We start from the raw sequence: 16,881 nt of genomic DNA, 5'->3' as shown, positions 1-16,881 counted from the left end.
CGCCGCCGAACTCCTTTTGAAGCTCCGGCTCTTGGGCACTGCCCAGGAGCCGGAGCTTTTTTGCGTTGAGGTAAAGTCAGTAAGCATCATTGGCTCGTTTCGCACAGGAGGCCCCCGGGTGGAGGTCCAGGAGACCCGTGTCCAAACGGACCGGGTCCTCACCATCCCCAACATCCTCAGCATGGCACGGCTCGTCGGCGTACCCCTGTTCCTGTGGTTGATCCTCAGGCCGGAGTTCGGCGGCCCGAAGAGTGATGGCTGGGCCCTCCTCGTGCTGGCGTTCAGCGGGGTCAGCGACTATCTCGACGGCAAGCTCGCCCGGCGCTGGAATCAGATCAGCAGCCTCGGCCGGCTCCTCGACCCCGCCGCCGACCGCCTGTACGTGCTTTCCACGCTCCTGGGGCTCACCTGGCGGGAGATCCTGCCGATCTGGCTGACCGCGCTCTTGCTCGCGCGGGAACTGGTTCTGCTGGTCATGGTGGGCATCCTTCGCCGGCACGGGTATCCGCCGCCCCAGGTGAACTTCCTCGGGAAGGCCGCCACGTTCAACTTGATGTACGCCTTCCCGCTCCTGCTCCTCAGTGACGGAAGTGGTTGGATCTCGTCACTCGCCGCTATTTTCGGATGGGCGTTCGCCGGATGGGGTACAACCCTGTATTGGTGGGCAGGAGTGCTCTACGTGGTACAGGTCCGCCGATTGGTTCGCGCGGACACCATGGCCGATTGAGCTCGGCGATTGTCCAGACATAACGCCTCGATGGCCCGCGGTGTAAAAGTGCGGGACAATCTGGACGGGTGAAGTCGGCTAGACCGTCGTCTCTTGGAGGAGGACGCTTCCGACATGAAGGCCGTCGTGATGGCCGGGGGCGAAGGCACACGCCTGCGCCCCATGACCTCTAGCATGCCCAAGCCGCTCCTGCCCGTGGCGAACCGCCCGATCATGGAGCATGTGCTACGGCTGCTCAAAAGGCACGGGCTCAACGAGACCGTCGTCACCGTGCAGTTCCTGGCATCGCTCGTGAAGAACTACTTCGGTGACGGCGAAGAGCTCGGGATGGAGCTCACGTATGCTAATGAGGAGAAGCCACTCGGTACCGCCGGAAGCGTCAAGAACGCCGAGGAGGCGTTGAAGGACGATGCCTTCCTGGTCATTTCCGGCGATGCCCTGACCGACTTCGACCTCACCGAACTGATCAACTTCCACAAGGAGAAGGGCGCGCTGGTCACGGTCTGTCTGACCCGTGTGCCCAATCCGCTGGAGTTCGGCATCACCATCGTCGACGAGGAAGGGAAGGTCGAACGCTTCCTGGAGAAGCCGACCTGGGGACAGGTCTTCTCCGATACCGTCAACACGGGCATCTACGTCATGGAGCCCGAGGTCTTCAACTACGTCGAGCCGGACGTGCCCGTCGACTGGTCCGGTGACGTCTTCCCGCAGCTCATGAAGGAAGGCAAGCCGATCTACGGCTATGTCGCCGAGGGCTACTGGGAGGACGTCGGCACGCACGAGAGCTATGTGAAGGCCCAGGCCGACGTCCTCGAGGGCAAGGTCGACGTCGACATCGACGGCTTCGAGATCTCGCCCGGCGTGTGGGTGGCCGAGGGCGCCGAGGTGCACCCCGACGCCGTGCTGCGCGGACCGCTGTACATCGGCGACTACGCGAAGGTCGAGGCAGGCGCGGAGATCCGCGAGCACACCGTCGTCGGCTCCAACGTCGTCGTCAAGAGCGGGGCCTTCCTGCACAAGGCCGTCGTGCACGACAACGTCTACGTCGGGCAGCACAGCAATCTGCGGGGCTGTGTCGTCGGCAAGAACACCGACATCATGCGTGCCGCCCGGATCGAGGACGGCGCGGTCATCGGCGACGAGTGCCTGATCGGCGAGGAGTCGATCGTCCAGGGCAACGTCCGCGTGTACCCGTTCAAGACCATCGAGGCCGGCGCCTTCGTCAACACCTCGGTGATCTGGGAGTCACGCGGTCAGGCGCATCTTTTCGGCGCCCGCGGGGTCTCCGGCATCCTGAACGTGGAGATCACACCGGAGCTGGCGGTACGGCTCGCCGGCGCCTATGCGACGACCCTGAAGAAGGGCGCGACGGTGACCACGGCCCGCGACCACTCCCGCGGTGCCCGAGCGCTCAAGCGGGCGGTGATCTCCGCGCTCCAGGCCAGCGCCATCGACGTACGCGACCTGGAGAACGTGCCGCTGCCCGTGGCCCGGCAGCAGACGGCGCGGGGCAGCGCCGGCGGCATCATGATCCGGACCTCGCCCGGTGTCCCGGACTCCGTGGACATCATGTTCTTCGACAGTCAGGGCGGGGACCTCTCGCAGGGCGGCCAGCGCAAGCTCGACCGGGTGTTCGCGCGCCAGGAGTACCGGCGGGCGTTCCCGGGCGAGATCGGCGACCTGTACTTCCCGGCGAGCGTCTTCGACTCGTACACCGGGTCGCTGCTGCGCAACGTCGACACGACCGGGATAGCCGAGTCGGGGCTCAAGGTCGTCGTGGACGCCTCCAACGGCAGTGCCGGGCTGGTGCTGCCCAGCCTGCTCGGCAAGCTCGGCGTGGACTCGCTGACCATCAACCCCGGTCTGGACGAGTCCCGGCCCACGGAGACGGCCGAGATGCGGCGCAAGGGGCTGGTGCGGCTCGGGGAGATAGTGGCCTCCTCGGGTGCCGCCTTCGGTGTGCGGTTCGACCCCGTCGGCGAGCGGCTGTCGCTCGTGGACGAGAAGGGCCGGATCATCGAGGACGACCGTGCGCTGCTGGTGATGCTGGACCTGGTGGCCGCCGAGCGGCGCAGCGGGCGGGTGGCGCTGCCGGTCACCACGACCCGGATCGCCGAGCAGGTGGCCGCCTACCACGGCACCCAGGTCGAGTGGACCACCACGTCGCCGGACGACCTCACGCGCGTCGGGCGCGAGGAGGGCACCATCTTCGGCGGCGACGGCAAGGGCGGGTTCATCGTCCCCGAGTTCAGCGGCGTGTACGACGGCACGGCGGCCTTCGTACGGCTCATCGGACTGGTGGCGCGCACCCAGCTCACGCTGAGCCAGATCGACGCCCGTATCCCGCGGGCGCACGTCCTCAAGCGGGATCTGGCGACGCCGTGGGCCGTCAAGGGCCTGGTGATGCGGCGCGTGGTCGAGGCCGCCGGGGACCGCTTCGTCGACACGACCGACGGTGTGCGCGTGGTGGAGACCGACGGGCGCTGGGTGATGGTGCTGCCCGACCCGGCTGAGGCCGTCACCCACCTGTGGGCGGAGGGCCCCGACGACGCCTCCGCGCAGGCCCTGCTGGACGAGTGGTCGGCGGTCGTGGACAGCGCCGGCCGGTGACGGCGCACAGGCCCGGGGCCGTCGGCACGGCGTCCCCGGGCGGTGGCGAACGGCTCGAGGGGGCGTAGACCCCCCGCACGCGCGCGTGCCGGACAAGTGTCCCCCAAGGGGGCCTGTCCGGCACGCCGGTGGGGCCGTTCGGAGGTACTGCTCGCGACATGCGACGATGTGCGGCATGCCGCAGCAACCCCCCGTTCGGAGCAGCCCCGCGCGGCCGCAGCGCCCGGACGCCTCCATGTCGTTGATCACCAACGTCATGGACCACAGCCTCGACGACGGATACGCCGAGGCCGCCGCCCGGCGGAAGTCCGCGGGCGAGGGCGGTCTGCCCAAGACCCTGCGGGCCAAGCTGGGCCTGGCCGCGGGGCTGGTCCTCGCGGCGCTGGTGGTGACCGTGGGGGCGGCCCAGGCGCGGGTGTCGGCGCCCGTGGTGGCCAAGGAGCGCCAGGAGCTGATCGACCGGGTCGACAGCGAGACCGCGGACGCGGACCGGTTGGAGAGCACCGTCGACAAGCTGCGCGACGACGTCGACGCGCGCCGTCGGGCGGCCCTGAAGTCGAGCGGCGGCAGCGCCGAGGCGGACCTGGTGGGTCTGCTGTCGGGTGCCGCCGCGGTGCACGGCCCCGGCGTCAGACTCGTCGTGAACGACGCCAAGGAGGCCGCCGGCGGCGGGGACGGCTCCAACCCGCGGGAGATGTCGGGCTTCTCCGACACCGGCCGGGTCCGGGACCGGGACATGCAGCGCGTGGTCAACGGGCTGTGGGCGTCCGGGGCCGAGGCGGTCTCCGTCAACGGGCAGCGGCTGACCGCCCTGTCCGCGATCAGGGCCGCGGGTGACGCGATACTGGTCGACAACAGGCCGCTGGTGCCGCCGTACACGGTGCTGGCGGTGGGGGACGGGCAGAGGTTGAGCACCAGGTTCCAGAACAGCGCCGACGGCCTGTATCTGCACGCCCTGGAGGAGAACTACGGCATCCGCGCCACCATTTCGACGGAGGGCGAGGTCCGGTTGCCCGCCGCTCCCAGTGTGATCGTACGTACAGCACAGCCGAAGTTCGGGAAAACCGGGAAGGGCACATCGTGATCGCCGTACTGGGCCTCGTAGTGGGAGTCGTGGCCGGCCTGTTGGTCCGGCCCGAGGTTCCGGCGGTTGTCGAGCCGTATCTGCCGATCGCCGTCGTCGCAGCGCTGGACGCCGTCTTCGGCGGCCTGCGGGCCATGCTGGACGGCATCTTCGACGACAAGGTCTTCGTGGTGTCGTTCCTGTCGAACGTGGTCGTCGCCGCCCTCATCGTGTTCCTGGGCGACAAGTTGGGCGTGGGCGCGCAGCTGTCCACGGGCGTGGTGGTCGTCCTGGGCATCCGGATCTTCTCCAACGCGGCGGCGATCCGCCGGCACGTGTTCCGGGCGTGACCTCCATGAGCGACCAGAACGAGCGGAACACCGGGAACGGACAGAACGCCCACGGCGACCCGGCCGACCGGCCGGGGAACCGGCTGCGCAGGGAGCTGCCGGCCGAGGTGCCGGTGCCCGCGCCCGGAAGCGGCCCGCAGGCCGAGCAGCGGCCCCCGCAGCCGCTGACGGGGCGGCAGCGGCTCGTCAAGGGCCTGTGGCCGCCGCGTTTCACCCGGGCGCAACTCATCGTCGCCGTGCTGCTGTTCGGCCTCGGCTTCGGCCTGGCCGTGCAGGTGGCGTCGAACAGCGACACCGACAGCGCGCTGCGCGGCGCACGTCAGGAAGATCTTGTACGCATCCTCGATGAACTGGATTCGCGTACTCAGCGTCTTGAGGACGAGAAGCAGGGACTCGAAAAGCAGCGTCAGGAACTGCAGAGCAGCTCCGACCAGGCCGCCGAGGCACGTCGGCAGACCGCGGAGAAGGCGAGGCAACTCGGCATCCTCGCGGGCACCGTGGCGGCACAGGGTCCCGGCATCACCATGACGATCGAGGACACGAAGGGGACGGTCAAGGCGGACATGCTGCTCGACGCGATCCAGGAGTTGCGCGCGGCCGGCGCGGAGGCGATCCAGGTCAACGGGGTCCGGGTGGTCGCCGAGACCTATTTCGCCGACTCCGACAGGAGTGTGAGCGTCGACGGGAACAAGATCAACGCGCCGTATCGTTTCAAGGTCATCGGCAAGCCGCAGGACCTCGAGCCGGCGCTGAACATCCCGGGAGGCGTGGTGCAGACTCTGGAGAAAGAGCAGGCCACGGTGACCGTCGAGCGGTCGGACAAGATCGTCGTGGACGCCTTGCGGCGGGCGGAGCGGCCTGACTACGCTCGGTCGTCCTCCCAGTGAACCGGCGGTGCATGGGGGCCGTCGGGCAGGGGCATGAGGTTGCGGGGGGTCGGCGCACCGAAGGGGTGGTGCGTGGTGGAAACTGTCTGGTGGATACGGACGTTGTGAGAATGTCCGGCTCGGCCGGTGTAGGCAATCAGGGTTCGTCCTGCCCCACGGGCGGGTCTGTTTCGGTCAAGGGGAATCGCCCGTGAAGTTGTTTGCGAAGTTGTTCGGCAAGAGCGCGCGAGAGGGCAGCGACAACGCGACCGCTCGCCATCGCGCACAGCCTGACGCGGAGGGCCAGCGCCCGTTGTTCCGGGACCAGGTCGCTGGTCCGGGCGGTGACATTCAGGGAGGTCAGGGCGCGGCGTCAGTTGACCCTGCCCGGTCCGGCGGCATAGGTTTCGGGCAACCGTCAACCTCAGGTACGGGTGGAGGGTTCGCCTCCGGCCCGTACGCGTCCAATGCCCCGGCGGGGCAGCCGCGGCAGGAGGATCCGTCGATGTCGGTCCTGGTGTGTACGAGGTGCGGTAACCGCAATCCGGAGAACGCGCGGTTCTGCTCCCACTGCGGGGCGCCGCTGCGTCCCGGGCTGACGCCGGAGCGGGCCTCCGAGACGACGTCCACGATCTCGATCTCCGGGCTGGAGGCGTACGACTCCGAGGCGACCGGCCAGACGCCGCTGCCGATGCTCTCCCCGGAGGCGCAGGCCGCGGTGGACGCGCTGCCGCCGGGTTCGGCGCTGCTCGTGGTGCGCCGGGGGCCGAACTCGGGCAGCCGCTTCCTGCTGGACGGTGACCTGACGACGGCCGGCCGGCACCCGCAGAGCGACATCTTCCTGGACGACGTGACGGTCTCCCGGCGGCACGTGGAGTTCCGGCGCTCCCCGGACGGCTCCTTCACGGTGGCCGACGTGGGCAGCCTGAACGGCACGTACGTCAACCGCGAGCGCATCGACCAGGTCGCCCTGTCGAACGGTGACGAGGTGCAGATCGGCAAGTACCGGCTGGTGTTCTACGCGAGCCGGCAGGGCTACTGACCCGCCCCCGGGCACCGTCCGGGGGAACCCCAGAGGGAAGGTCCATGCTTCAAACACCGAGCGGCGGTGCCGGAAGCGGTACCGCCGCCAGGGACAGTGGGCTGATGAGCATCGGCACGGTGCTGAACGTGCTGCGCGACGAGTTCCCCGAAGTCACCATCTCCAAGATCCGCTTCCTGGAGTCGGAGGGGCTCGTCGAGCCGCGGCGGACCCCGTCGGGGTACCGCAAGTTCAGCGCCGAGGACGTCGAGCGTCTCGGCCACATCCTGCGGATGCAGCGGGACCACTATCTGCCGCTGAAGGTGATCCGGGAGCACTTGGACGCCATGGAGCGGGGCGAGGCCGCCCCGCTGCCCCTGGTCGGGCGCCAGCGCACCGCGCAGGACGCCTCGGCGGCCGTGGAGGGCCCCACGGTGGCCAGGGTGGGCCGGGCCGAGCTGCTGGCCGCCGCGGACATCGACGAGGGCGAGCTGAAGGAGTGGGAGTCCTACGGGCTCATCGCTCCGCTGGAGGACGGGGCGTACGACGCCGAGGCCGTCACGGTGGCCGCGCTGGTCGCCGAGCTGGGCCGGTTCGGGATCGAGCCGCGCCACCTCAGGGTGATGAAGGCCGCCGCGGACCGTGAGGCGGGTCTGGTCGACCAGGTCGTGGCCCCGCTCAAGCGCCACCGCAACCCGCAGACCCGGGCGCACGCCGAGGCCCGTACGAAGGAGCTGGCGGACCTCACGATGAAGCTGCACGCGGCCCTGGTGAAGACCGCTCTCGGGGTGCGGATCCCGTGAAACGGGGGGTCCTCGGGCGGCCGGATCGGGCACCTGTTCCCGGCCCGACTACCCAAACGTCCCGGGCACGGCCTAGGGTTGCTGTGTGAACGAGCTCGATGTCGTAGGTGTCCGGGTCGAAATGCCCTCCAACCAACCGATCGTGCTCCTGCGCGAAGTGGGGGGCGACCGCTATCTCCCCATCTGGATCGGGCCGGGGGAGGCGACGGCGATCGCCTTCGCCCAGCAGGGCATGGCCCCCGCGCGACCGCTGACCCACGACCTGTTCAAGGACGTGCTGGAGGCCGTCGGCCAGGAGCTGACCGAGGTGCGCATCACCGATCTGCGAGAAGGTGTCTTCTACGCGGAGCTGGTGTTCGCCAGTGGGGTCGAGGTCAGCGCCCGCCCCTCCGATGCCATAGCGCTGGCTCTGCGCACCGGTACGCCGATCTACGGCAGTGACACGGTGCTGGACGACGCGGGCATCGCCATTCCGGACGAGCAGGAGGACGAGGTGGAGAAGTTCCGGGAGTTCCTGGACCAGATCTCCCCCGAGGACTTCGGTTCCAGCAGCCAGTGAGCGGCCCGGCCGGCCCTTCGGACCAGGGGTTTCGCCGGGCCGGATCGGTGGCCTCGGTGCGTTTGGCGTCCTGGCACATGCCTCCGGCAGTGTGAGCGTCCTACGTCTCGCCGCGAGCGCATTCGGCTAGCCTTTCCCCGCGGTGGGACACGGGAAACCACTCCTAGGGTGATTATCACTCGGCGTGCCGAGTGTGGCGATCGTTGACGCACCCCTGGTGACTGCCTACCGTCGAGAAGGCAGGTCAAGGACGGAGGTCGGCGTGAGAACCAGCGGCGACGGTACGGTCGGGGGTGCCCCGGGACGCGGTTTCGGGGAGAGCGGTCCGTACCCGCCCCCGAGTTCGCGGCTGCGCTCAGGCGGGGGACATGCCCATCCCGGCGGCGCGGTGGAGCACGCTCCGCAGCTGCCGACGGCGGTGCCGAACGGCGGAGGGGTGGCGTCCATGACGTCCGAGCAGATCGGCTACCGCGGGCCCACGGCCTGCGCTGCCGCCGGCATCACCTACCGACAGCTGGACTACTGGGCCCGCACCGGCCTGGTCGAGCCCAGTGTGCGGCCCGCCTACGGGTCGGGCACCCAGCGGCTGTACAGCTTCCGGGACGTCGTCGTCCTCAAGATCGTGAAGCGCTTTCTGGACACGGGCGTGTCACTGCAGAACATCCGCACGGCCGTGCAGCACCTCCGGGAACGCGGTTTCCGTGATCTGGAGCGGATGACCCTGATGAGCGACGGTGCCACGGTGTACGAGTGTTCCTCGCCGGACGAGGTCCACGCCCTGCTCCAGGGCGGTCAGGGCATCTTCGGCATCGCCGTCGGCGTGGTGTGGCGGGACGTGGAAAGCGCCCTCTCCCAGCTGCACGGCGAGCGCATCGACACCGGTGAGACGCTGGTCGGGCACAACCCCGCGGACGAGCTGGCGCGGCGCCGCAACCGGGCGGTCTGAGGCGTCCACGCCCGCGCGGCCGGTGCGTCGCGCTCAGGCGTGGGCCCGCGACGGGTCGGCCCCGCCGCCCGGTTCCGGTCATGGGCGCCCCTGTGCCACCGCGTTGTCAGTGCCGTGGTGCAGCATCGGAGATGTGAGAAACGCGCCCACGATCCTGCATCTCGACATGGATGCCTTCTTCGCCGCGGTGGAGCAGGCGTCCAAGCCGAGCCTGCGCGGGAAGGCGGTCGTCGTGGGCGGACTCGGACCGCGCGGTGTGGTGGCCACCGCGTCGTACGAGGCACGGGTGTTCGGGGTCCACTCGGCGATGCCCATGGCGCAGGCGCGCCGGCTGGCGCCCAACGCGGCCTACCTGGTGCCGCGCTTCACCCTGTACCGGGCGGTCAGCGAGCAGGTGATGACGCTGCTGCGGGAGCTGTCGCCGCTGGTGGAGCCGCTGAGCCTGGACGAGGCGTTCGTGGACCTGGAGGCCGGGGGAGCGGCCTGGGACGAGGAGTCGGCGCGCCGTGCCGGGGAGAGGCTGCGGGCGGACATCCGCGCGGTCACCGGGCTCACCGGTTCGGTGGGGCTCGCCGCCTCCAAGATGCTCGCGAAGATCGCCTCCGAGCAGGCCAAGCCGGACGGGCTGGTGCTGATCGAGCCGGGTACCGAGCGGGACATGCTGGCGCCCATGCCGGTGCGTACGCTGCCGGGCGTCGGGCCGGCCACCGGGGACCATCTGCGCAGAGCCGGGATCACCACGGTGCGGGAGCTGGCGGAGGCGGGCGAGGACGAGCTGGTCCGGCTGCTGGGCAAGGCGCACGGGCAGGCGCTGTACGCGATGGCCCACGCCCGGGACGAGCGGCCGGTGGTGGCCGAGCGGGAGGCCAAGTCGGTGTCGGTGGAGGACACGTACGACGTGGACATCCACGACCGGGTGCGGGTCGGCCTGGAGGTGCAGCGGCTGGCCGACCGGTGTGTGCGGCGGCTGCGCGGGGCCGGGCTGTCCGGGCGGACCATCGTGCTCAAGGTACGGCGGTACGACTTCTCGACCCTGACCCGCTCCGAGACGCTCAGAGGGCCCACCGACGATCCGGCCGTCATCCGCGAGGCCGCGGCGCGGCTGCTGGACTCCGTGGACACCACCGGTGGGGTACGGCTGCTCGGGGTCGGGGTGTCCGGGCTGGCCGACTACACCCAGGAGGACCTGTTCGCGCAGGCCATGCCGGTGCGGGTGGCGGAGGAGCCGGAGGAGGCCGCCGCCGAGGCCGAGGCGGAACAGCCGGAGGCCGCGGAGCGGCACTGGCGGGCCGGGCAGGACGTGCGGCACGCCGAGTACGGGCCCGGCTGGGTGCAGGGGAGCGGGCTGGGGAGGGTGACGGTGCGGTTCGAGACGCCCCAGTCGGAGCCGGGGCGTGTGCGGACGTTCTTCGTGGACGACCCCGCGCTGTCGTCCGCGGATCCGTTGCCGTTGGTCGCGGATCCTTCCCGTCCGCCCATCCGTCCCGGTCCGCCGGACGGTGACCGGCACGGGGCTTCGCCCCTGACCCCGGAGGAGCAGGGTCAGGTTTCCTCCGAGCCCGCCAGTCTGCCGAAGTCGTGGTCCGGGAGCGGGGGAGAGGAGGCCGCGTCGAGGCCGTAGTGGTGGTAGAGCTGGAGTTCCTGCTCGGGGGAGAGGTGGCGGCCCACGCCGAAGCCTGGGGCGTCCTTGATCAGGGCGCGGTCGAAGGGGACGCGCAGGGTGCCGTCGACCAGTTCGCTGGGTTCCAGGGGCACGAAGGCGTCCCGGGAGAACAGGCCGGTGCGTATGGCCGCCCACTCGGGCACACCGGTCGCGTCGTCCAGGTACACCTCGTCGATCGTGCCGATCTTGGTGCCATTGCGGTCGAACGCCTTGCGGCCGATCAGGCTGCGCGGATCGATGTCGGTCTGCACGGTCCCTCTCCCTCCACGTGGTCGCAACTCATCCGTAAGCACTACAAAAGAGCACATTGGAGGAGGCGGCCACTCGAAGGCTGCCCCGTTGACCTCGCTGGTAAGCTGACAGCGGCTGCTGACCCCGCGCGGGAGAGTCCTCCGATCACCTCGGAGGCGCCGAAGGAGCAACTCCTCCCCGGAATCTCTCAGGCTCACGTACCGCGCGGACGAGGTCACTCTGGAAAGCAGGGCGGGCGTCGACGGCTCCCGCCCTCGCCGACGGTGAAAGCCGGAGCCCGCGGGCGTTCCGGTGAAGCTCTCAGGTGCAGATGACAGAGGGGGAGGCCGTCGGGGTGCCCGCGCCGGGGTGCCCCTCGCAGGTCGCGTCAGACCAGGAGGCCTCCGCAATGACCGCCCATCGCATTCCGCTCTCCGAACTCGAAGCGGGCATCCCGTTCGAGCAGCGCCACATCGGGCCCGACCAGGGGGCGCAGGCCAAGATGCTCGCGCAGGTCGGCTACGGCTCGCTGGACGAGCTGACCGCCGCCGCGGTCCCGGATGTGATCAAGAACGCCGACTCCCTGGACCTGCCGGGCGCCCGCACCGAGGCCGAGGTGCTCGCCGAGCTGCGTTCGCTCGCCGACCGCAACCAGGTCCTGCGCTCCATGATCGGCCTGGGCTACCACGGCACCTTCACGCCGCCCGTCATCCTGCGCAACGTCATGGAGAACCCCGCCTGGTACACGGCCTACACGCCGTACCAGCCGGAGATCTCCCAGGGCCGTCTGGAGGCCCTGCTGAACTTCCAGACGATGGTCGCCGAGCTGACCGGGCTGCCCACCTCCGGCGCCTCGCTGCTGGACGAGGGCACGGCCGCCGCCGAGGCGATGGCCCTGTCCCGGCGCATGGGCAAGAACAAGAAGGGCCTGTTCCTGGTCGACGCGGACGCGCTGCCGCAGACCATCGCCGTGATCGAGACCCGCGCCGAGCCGACCGGCGTGGAGGTCGTCGTCGCCGACCTGTCCGACGGCATCCCGGCCGGGATCGCCGAGCGCGAGATCAACGGCGTGCTGCTCCAGTACCCGGGCGCCTCCGGTGCCGTACGGGACCTCAAGCCCGTCATCGACCAGGCGCACGAGCTGGGCGCCTTGGTGACCGTGGCCGCCGACCTGCTCGCCCTGACCCTGCTGACCTCGCCGGGCGAGCTGGGCGCGGACATCGCCGTGGGCACCACCCAGCGCTTCGGCGTGCCCATGGGCTTCGGCGGTCCGCACGCCGGCTACATGGCCGTACACGAGAAGTTCGCGCGCAGCCTGCCCGGCCGGCTGGTCGGCGTCTCCGTCGACGCCGACGGCCACAAGGCCTACCGGCTGGCGCTGCAGACCCGTGAGCAGCACATCCGCCGTGAGAAGGCCACCAGCAACATCTGTACCGCGCAGGTGCTGCTCGCCGTCATGGCCGGCATGTACGCCGTCTACCACGGGCCCGAGGGCCTGCGGACCATCGCGCGCCGCACGCACCGCTACGCCACCCTCCTCGCCGAGGGTCTGAAGGCCGCCGGCGTCGAGACCGTCCACGGTGCCTTCTTCGACACGGTCACCGCGCGCGTGCCCGGCAAGGCCGCCGCGATCGTCGCCGCCGCCCGGGACAAGGGCGTCAACCTGCGGCTGGTCGACGCCGACCACGTCTCCGCGGCCTGCGACGAGACTACCGACCGGGCCGGGCTGGAGGCCGTCTGGTCCGCGTTCGACGTCGAGGCCGACATCGAGGCGCTGGACGCGACCGCCGAGGACGCCCTGCCCGAGGCGCTGCTGCGCACCGACGACTACCTCACCCACCCGGTCTTCCACCAGCACCGCTCCGAGACCGCCATGCTGCGCTACCTGCGCAGGCTGGCCGACCGCGACTACGCGCTCGACCGCGGCATGATCCCGCTGGGCTCCTGCACCATGAAGCTCAACGCGACCACGGAGATGGAGCCGGTCACCTGGCCCGAGTTCGGGCAGCTGCACCCCTTCGCGCCCGCCGAGCAGGCGCAGGGCTACCTCACCCTCATCCGCGAGCTGGAGGACCGTCTCGCCGAGGTCACCGGCTACGACAAGGTCTCCCTCCAGCCGAACGCCGGCTCCCAGGGCGAGCTGGCCGGTCTGCTCGCCGTCCGCGGCTACCACCGCGCCAACGGCGACGACCAGCGCACCGTCTGCCTGATCCCGTCCTCCGCGCACGGCACCAACGCCGCCAGCGCCGTGATGGCCGGGATGAAGGTCGTCGTCGTCAAGACCGCCGAGGACGGCGAGATCGACGTCGAGGACCTGCGCGCCAAGATCGAGCAGTACCGCGACGAGCTGGCGGTGCTGATGATCACCTACCCGTCCACGCACGGTGTGTTCGAGGAGCACGTCGCCGACATCTGCGCCCGGGTCCACGAGGCCGGCGGTCAGGTGTACGTCGACGGCGCCAACCTCAACGCGCTCGTCGGTCTCGCCAAGCCGGGCCACTTCGGCGGTGACGTCTCCCACCTGAACCTGCACAAGACCTTCTGCATCCCGCACGGCGGCGGCGGTCCGGGCGTCGGTCCGGTCGCGGTCCGGTCGCACCTCGCGCCGTACCTGCCGAACCACCCGCTCCAGCCGGAGGCCGGCCCGGAGACGGGCGTGGGCCCGATCTCGGCGGCCCCGTGGGGCAGCGCGGGCATCCTGCCCATCTCCTGGGCGTACGTCCGGCTGATGGGCGGCGAGGGCCTGAAGCGGGCCACCCAGGTGGCCGTGCTGTCGGCGAACTACATCGCCAAGCGCCTGGAGCCGCACTACCCGGTGCTCTACACCGGCCCCGGCGGTCTGGTCGCGCACGAGTGCATCATCGACCTGCGCCCGATCACCAAGGCGACCGGCGTGAGCGTGGACGATGTCGCCAAGCGCCTGATCGACTACGGCTTCCACGCGCCGACCATGTCCTTCCCGGTGGCCGGCACGCTGATGATCGAGCCGACCGAGTCGGAGGACATCACCGAGCTGGACCGTTTCTGCGACGCGATGATCGCCATCCGCGCGGAGATCGAGAAGGTCGGCTCGGGCGAGTGGCCCGCGGAGGACAACCCGCTGCGGAACGCCCCGCATACCGCGGCCGCGCTGGGCGGCGAGTGGACGCACGCCTACAGCCGTGAGCAGGCCGTCTTCCCGGCCGGGGTCTCGGCCGCCGACAAGTACTGGCCGCCGGTGCGCCGCATCGACCAGGCCTTCGGCGACCGCAACCTGGTGTGCTCCTGCCCGCCGCTGGACGCCTACGAGGACTGAGCGAACCCCTGCCCGAAAGGCCCCGCCCGTGTTCCGGGCGGGGCCTTTCCGCCGCTACGGGGAGGCCAGTGAGACCTCGGTCGCCTTGATCAGGGCGATGACCTCCGAGCCCACGAACAGGCCGAGGTCGGCGACTGCGTCCCTGGTGATGACGGCGGTGAGTTCGCCGGCGGCCGTGGCGATCCTCACGGAGGCCATGACCTCGCCCGGGCGGACCTCGGTGACGGTGCCGGGGAACCGGTTGCGGATGGACAGTCCCTCGGCCCGGCGGGCGGCGAGGGCGACCTCGGTGGACTTCACCAGGGCGTGCACGGGCCGGCCGGGCGCGAGGGAGAGCTGCTCGACGGCCTCCAGGGTGATGGCGGCCAGCAGGTGCGGGCCGCCGTCCAGCCGGACCTCGACGGTGGCCATGACCTGGCCTGCGTGGACCTCGGTGACGGTGCCGGGCAGCTGGTTGCGGATGCTCAGGGTCATGGGCACCCACCGTAGGGCGCATATCCGGTCAGGCCGGGTATGCGCGGGTCTGGGTCGCTTTCACCGTCGCCCAGACCGGTGTACCGGGGCGCAGGCCCAGCTCGGCGGCGGCCACCGTCGTCAGGTCCGCGGCGAGCGGCAGCTCACCGGTGAGGTCGGCGCGGATCCGGTCGCCGTGCGTCTCCAGGCCGTTGACCTCGCAGCGCCACAGGTTGCGGGCGCTCACACCGGAGGGCCGGTCCCGGAACAGGGTCACGGCGGACGGCGGGAACGCCACGAAGGCCGGCCCGGACAGCTCCTGCGTCGTCGTGATCGCGGGCCCCGCGTCGAGCCGTACGGCGTGCCCCGCGGCCTGTCCCCGGTAGAGGTTGAGGCCGACGAGCCGGGCGATGTAGTCCGTGCGCGGGTGCCGGGCGATGTCGGCGGGAACGCCCTGCTGCACGACCCGGCCGTGCTCCACGACCACCAGGCGGTGGGCGAGCACCATGGCGTCCAGCGGGTCGTGCGTGACCAGGACCGAGACCGCTTCGAACTCGGCGAGATGGCGGCGGAGCCCGGCGCGGACCTCCAGGCGGGTGCGGGCCAGGGGCCGTACCCGAAGGGCCTTGTGGCTGCTGGTCGCCGGCACGATGATCATGGCGTTCGGTGACCAGTCCGACTGACGTATTTCGGCCGTACCGACCGGGTCCCGGCGGACGGACTGCGGGAAGGAAGTACGGCTTCATGTACGCGATGCCACTCGGTGACGACGGTGCCGAACTGCGGCCCCTGGAGGTCTGGCACGCCGGTGAGCTGCTGGAGAACATCGACCGGGGACGGGAGTTCATCGGCCGGCACGTAGGGCTCGCGGACGCGGTGTCCGATCTCGACGGGGCCCGTGCCTGGCTGAAGTCGTACGCCGACAAGCGCGCCGCCGACGCCGGCGGCCTGCACGGGATCTGGCTGGACGGCAAGCTCGTCGGCGGGCTGCTGTTCCGCGTCTGGGACACCGCGAGCGGGGTCTGCGAGGCCGGCTGCTGGCTGGAACCGGCCGCGGCCGGACGCGGGCTGGTCACGCGCGGTATGCGGATCCTGCTCGACTGGGCCTTCGAGGAGCGCGGCATGCACCGGGTGGAGTGGCAGGTGTCCTCGGCCAACGAGCCGAGCATCAACGTGGCCCGGCGGCTCGGCATGACCCGCGAGGGCGTGCTCCGCGAGAACTACCCGCACCGGGGCGTGCGCACCAGCACGGAGATCTGGGCGGTGCTGGCACCCGAGTGGCGTGCGGCACGCGCGCGTACCGCGCGAAACGATCATTAAGACGCCTCTCAGACAGCGTCCGTACGGTGCCGGGCATGGCAACGAAGACAGCGGAAGGCGCCGAGACCGCCGGCACCGGGACCGGTACCGAGGCGCGCGAGGACGACGAGACGACCACGGCCGGCCCCGGGGCCGTGACGGAGACCGAGGAGACCGGGAGGACCGCCGAGCCGGTGGACGCGGCCGGCCGGGACGACGACGACGCCGAGGGCGCCGGGGAAGGCGAGGCGGACGGCGCCGGCGGCAAGGTGCCCTCCGGGGTCGGCCAGGGCGCGGGCGCCGTCGTCTCCGCCGCGCTGGGCCTGGTCTCGCTCACCGGCGGCTGGACCGGCACCGTCGCCGCCGCCCGCGAGCAGCTCATCGGCCAGCTGCGGACGTCCACCAGCGCGAGCGTCGGCACCCAGCTCAAGGAGGTCTACGGCGACGCCTGGCACACCACCGCCCTGTGGGCCGGGCTGTTCGCGCTGGCCGCGCTGATCACCGCCGTGGTGGTGCTGGTCCGGCCCGCGTTCGGTGCCCCGGGCCGTCCGCAGGCCGCGTGGATCAGGTCGGTGGCCTGGGCGGGCCTCACGCTCGGCGTCATCGGCCTGCTGCTGGCCGTCCTGAAGTACTCCGACGCCCTGCTGGCCGTGCCCTCCGCCGGCTGACCGGACACGGCTCCCAGGGGCCTTAGGGCGTCCCCGCCTGGTGCGCGGACGCCCTAAGGCCCCTTACGCGCGCGTACGGACCGCCCCACGCGCGAAGATGCGGCACTCTCCCGATGCGACGGACCCGGCCGCGGGAGGAGGGTGGGAGGCGTCGCGGAAAGCGGCACCCGCCACCGAATCCCCGGAGGGACCCGCCATGTACGAGCTCGAACTGCACCGCCTGCGCTCCGCCGAGCTGCGCCGCGCGGCCCGGGAGGAGCATCTGGCCCGCGAGGACTCGCTCATGCGCCACCCCCCGTTCTGCGCGCCTTCAGCCGTCACCGGCCA

15 protein-coding genes, 1 pseudogene and 1 riboswitch are annotated in these 16,881 nt (G+C 70.9%); of the genes and pseudogenes, 13 read left to right on the top strand and 3 right to left on the bottom strand.

Annotated features, from left to right (window positions below; translation table 11 throughout):
- Positions 1-118 precede the first annotated feature (118 nt).
- From H5J33_RS06205 to H5J33_RS06160, 10 genes are all read left to right on the top strand, one after another.
- Complete coding sequence (locus H5J33_RS06205) at positions 119-727, top strand: CDP-alcohol phosphatidyltransferase family protein (RefSeq protein ID WP_030603418.1); 609 nt, start codon at positions 119-121, stop codon at positions 725-727.
- A gap of 114 nt (positions 728-841) precedes the next feature.
- Positions 842-3,337, top strand: coding sequence for a mannose-1-phosphate guanyltransferase (locus H5J33_RS06200; RefSeq protein ID WP_181793765.1), 2,496 nt, complete (start codon positions 842-844; stop codon positions 3,335-3,337).
- Between the two features lie 175 nt (positions 3,338-3,512).
- Positions 3,513-4,421, top strand: coding sequence for a DUF881 domain-containing protein (locus tag H5J33_RS06195; protein ID WP_181793763.1), 909 nt, complete (start codon positions 3,513-3,515; stop codon positions 4,419-4,421).
- Positions 4,418-4,750 carry a small basic family protein gene (locus H5J33_RS06190; RefSeq protein WP_003988855.1) on the top strand — a complete coding sequence of 111 codons (333 nt, stop codon included), beginning with the start codon at positions 4,418-4,420 and terminating at the stop codon, positions 4,748-4,750. The genes H5J33_RS06195 and H5J33_RS06190 overlap by 4 nt, the downstream gene beginning before the upstream one ends.
- 5 nt (positions 4,751-4,755) lie before the next feature.
- Positions 4,756-5,637 (top strand): DUF881 domain-containing protein, encoded by an 882-nt coding sequence (locus H5J33_RS06185; protein ID WP_181793761.1) that lies wholly within the window; start codon positions 4,756-4,758, stop codon positions 5,635-5,637.
- A 190-nt stretch (positions 5,638-5,827) separates the two neighbouring features.
- Complete coding sequence (locus H5J33_RS06180; protein ID WP_181793759.1) at positions 5,828-6,658, top strand: FHA domain-containing protein; 831 nt, start codon at positions 5,828-5,830, stop codon at positions 6,656-6,658.
- Positions 6,659-6,702: 44 nt separating this feature from the next.
- Complete coding sequence (locus H5J33_RS06175) at positions 6,703-7,440, top strand: MerR family transcriptional regulator (RefSeq protein WP_181793757.1); 738 nt, start codon at positions 6,703-6,705, stop codon at positions 7,438-7,440.
- Between the two features lie 85 nt (positions 7,441-7,525).
- A complete protein-coding gene (locus H5J33_RS06170) occupies positions 7,526-7,999 on the top strand; it encodes a bifunctional nuclease family protein (protein WP_003988851.1) in 474 nt (157 codons plus the stop codon).
- Between the two features lie 262 nt (positions 8,000-8,261).
- Positions 8,262-8,945 (top strand): MerR family transcriptional regulator, encoded by a 684-nt coding sequence (locus tag H5J33_RS06165; RefSeq protein ID WP_181793755.1) that lies wholly within the window; start codon positions 8,262-8,264, stop codon positions 8,943-8,945.
- 133 nt (positions 8,946-9,078) lie between these two features.
- On the top strand, positions 9,079-10,566 hold the full coding sequence (locus H5J33_RS06160) for a DNA polymerase IV (RefSeq protein ID WP_181793753.1): 1,488 nt from the start codon (positions 9,079-9,081) through the stop codon (positions 10,564-10,566).
- On the opposite strand, the gene H5J33_RS06155 is transcribed toward H5J33_RS06160, so the two are convergent.
- A complete protein-coding gene (locus H5J33_RS06155) occupies positions 10,488-10,859 on the bottom strand; it encodes a PRC-barrel domain-containing protein (protein WP_181793751.1) in 372 nt (123 codons plus the stop codon). The genes H5J33_RS06160 and H5J33_RS06155 overlap by 79 nt on opposite strands.
- Before the next feature lie 119 nt (positions 10,860-10,978).
- A riboswitch (glycine riboswitch) is annotated at positions 10,979-11,073 on the top strand.
- 175 nt (positions 11,074-11,248) lie between these two features.
- Here H5J33_RS06155 and gcvP point away from each other — a divergent pair.
- A complete protein-coding gene (gcvP, locus tag H5J33_RS06150) occupies positions 11,249-14,134 on the top strand; it encodes an aminomethyl-transferring glycine dehydrogenase (protein WP_181793749.1) in 2,886 nt (961 codons plus the stop codon).
- A 54-nt stretch (positions 14,135-14,188) separates the two neighbouring features.
- On the opposite strand, the gene H5J33_RS06145 is transcribed toward gcvP, so the two are convergent.
- Together H5J33_RS06145 and H5J33_RS06140 are read right to left on the bottom strand one after the other, a co-directional pair.
- A complete protein-coding gene (locus H5J33_RS06145; protein WP_181793747.1) occupies positions 14,189-14,608 on the bottom strand; it encodes a molybdopterin-binding protein in 420 nt (139 codons plus the stop codon).
- A 28-nt stretch (positions 14,609-14,636) separates the two neighbouring features.
- A pseudogene (locus tag H5J33_RS06140) lies at positions 14,637-15,191 on the bottom strand (TOBE domain-containing protein); the annotation flags it as partial.
- Between the two features lie 140 nt (positions 15,192-15,331).
- On the opposite strand from H5J33_RS06140, the gene H5J33_RS06135 reads away from it, so the two are divergent.
- The gene (locus H5J33_RS06135; RefSeq protein ID WP_181793745.1) at positions 15,332-15,907 is read left to right on the top strand and encodes a GNAT family N-acetyltransferase; all 576 of its coding nucleotides are present in this window, start codon (positions 15,332-15,334) and stop codon (positions 15,905-15,907) included.
- Positions 15,908-15,942: 35 nt separating this feature from the next.
- Positions 15,943-16,554, top strand: coding sequence for a hypothetical protein (locus H5J33_RS06130; protein WP_181793743.1), 612 nt, complete (start codon positions 15,943-15,945; stop codon positions 16,552-16,554).
- Positions 16,555-16,881 lie beyond the last annotated feature (327 nt).

The organism is Streptomyces sp. WELS2, assembly GCF_013870595.1.
Taxonomy (GTDB): domain Bacteria; phylum Actinomycetota; class Actinomycetes; order Streptomycetales; family Streptomycetaceae; genus Streptomyces.
Note: the sequence above shows the minus strand (reverse complement) of the source record. Positions and strands in the feature narration are given on the sequence as shown.

Excerpts from the sequence above, each read along its gene's own strand:
- H5J33_RS06200 (WP_181793765.1), top strand. The coding sequence starts at position 842 with ATGAAGGCCGTCGTGATGGCCGGGGGCGAAGGCACACGCCTGCGCCCC.
- H5J33_RS06195 (WP_181793763.1), top strand. The coding sequence starts at position 3,513 with ATGCCGCAGCAACCCCCCGTTCGGAGCAGCCCCGCGCGGCCGCAGCGC.
- H5J33_RS06185 (WP_181793761.1), top strand. The coding sequence starts at position 4,756 with ATGAGCGACCAGAACGAGCGGAACACCGGGAACGGACAGAACGCCCAC.
- H5J33_RS06175 (WP_181793757.1), top strand. The coding sequence starts at position 6,703 with ATGCTTCAAACACCGAGCGGCGGTGCCGGAAGCGGTACCGCCGCCAGG.
- gcvP (WP_181793749.1), top strand. The coding sequence starts at position 11,249 with ATGACCGCCCATCGCATTCCGCTCTCCGAACTCGAAGCGGGCATCCCG.
- H5J33_RS06145 (WP_181793747.1), bottom strand. The coding sequence starts at position 14,608 with ATGACCCTGAGCATCCGCAACCAGCTGCCCGGCACCGTCACCGAGGTC.
- H5J33_RS06135 (WP_181793745.1), top strand. The coding sequence starts at position 15,332 with ATGTACGCGATGCCACTCGGTGACGACGGTGCCGAACTGCGGCCCCTG.
- H5J33_RS06130 (WP_181793743.1), top strand. The coding sequence starts at position 15,943 with ATGGCAACGAAGACAGCGGAAGGCGCCGAGACCGCCGGCACCGGGACC.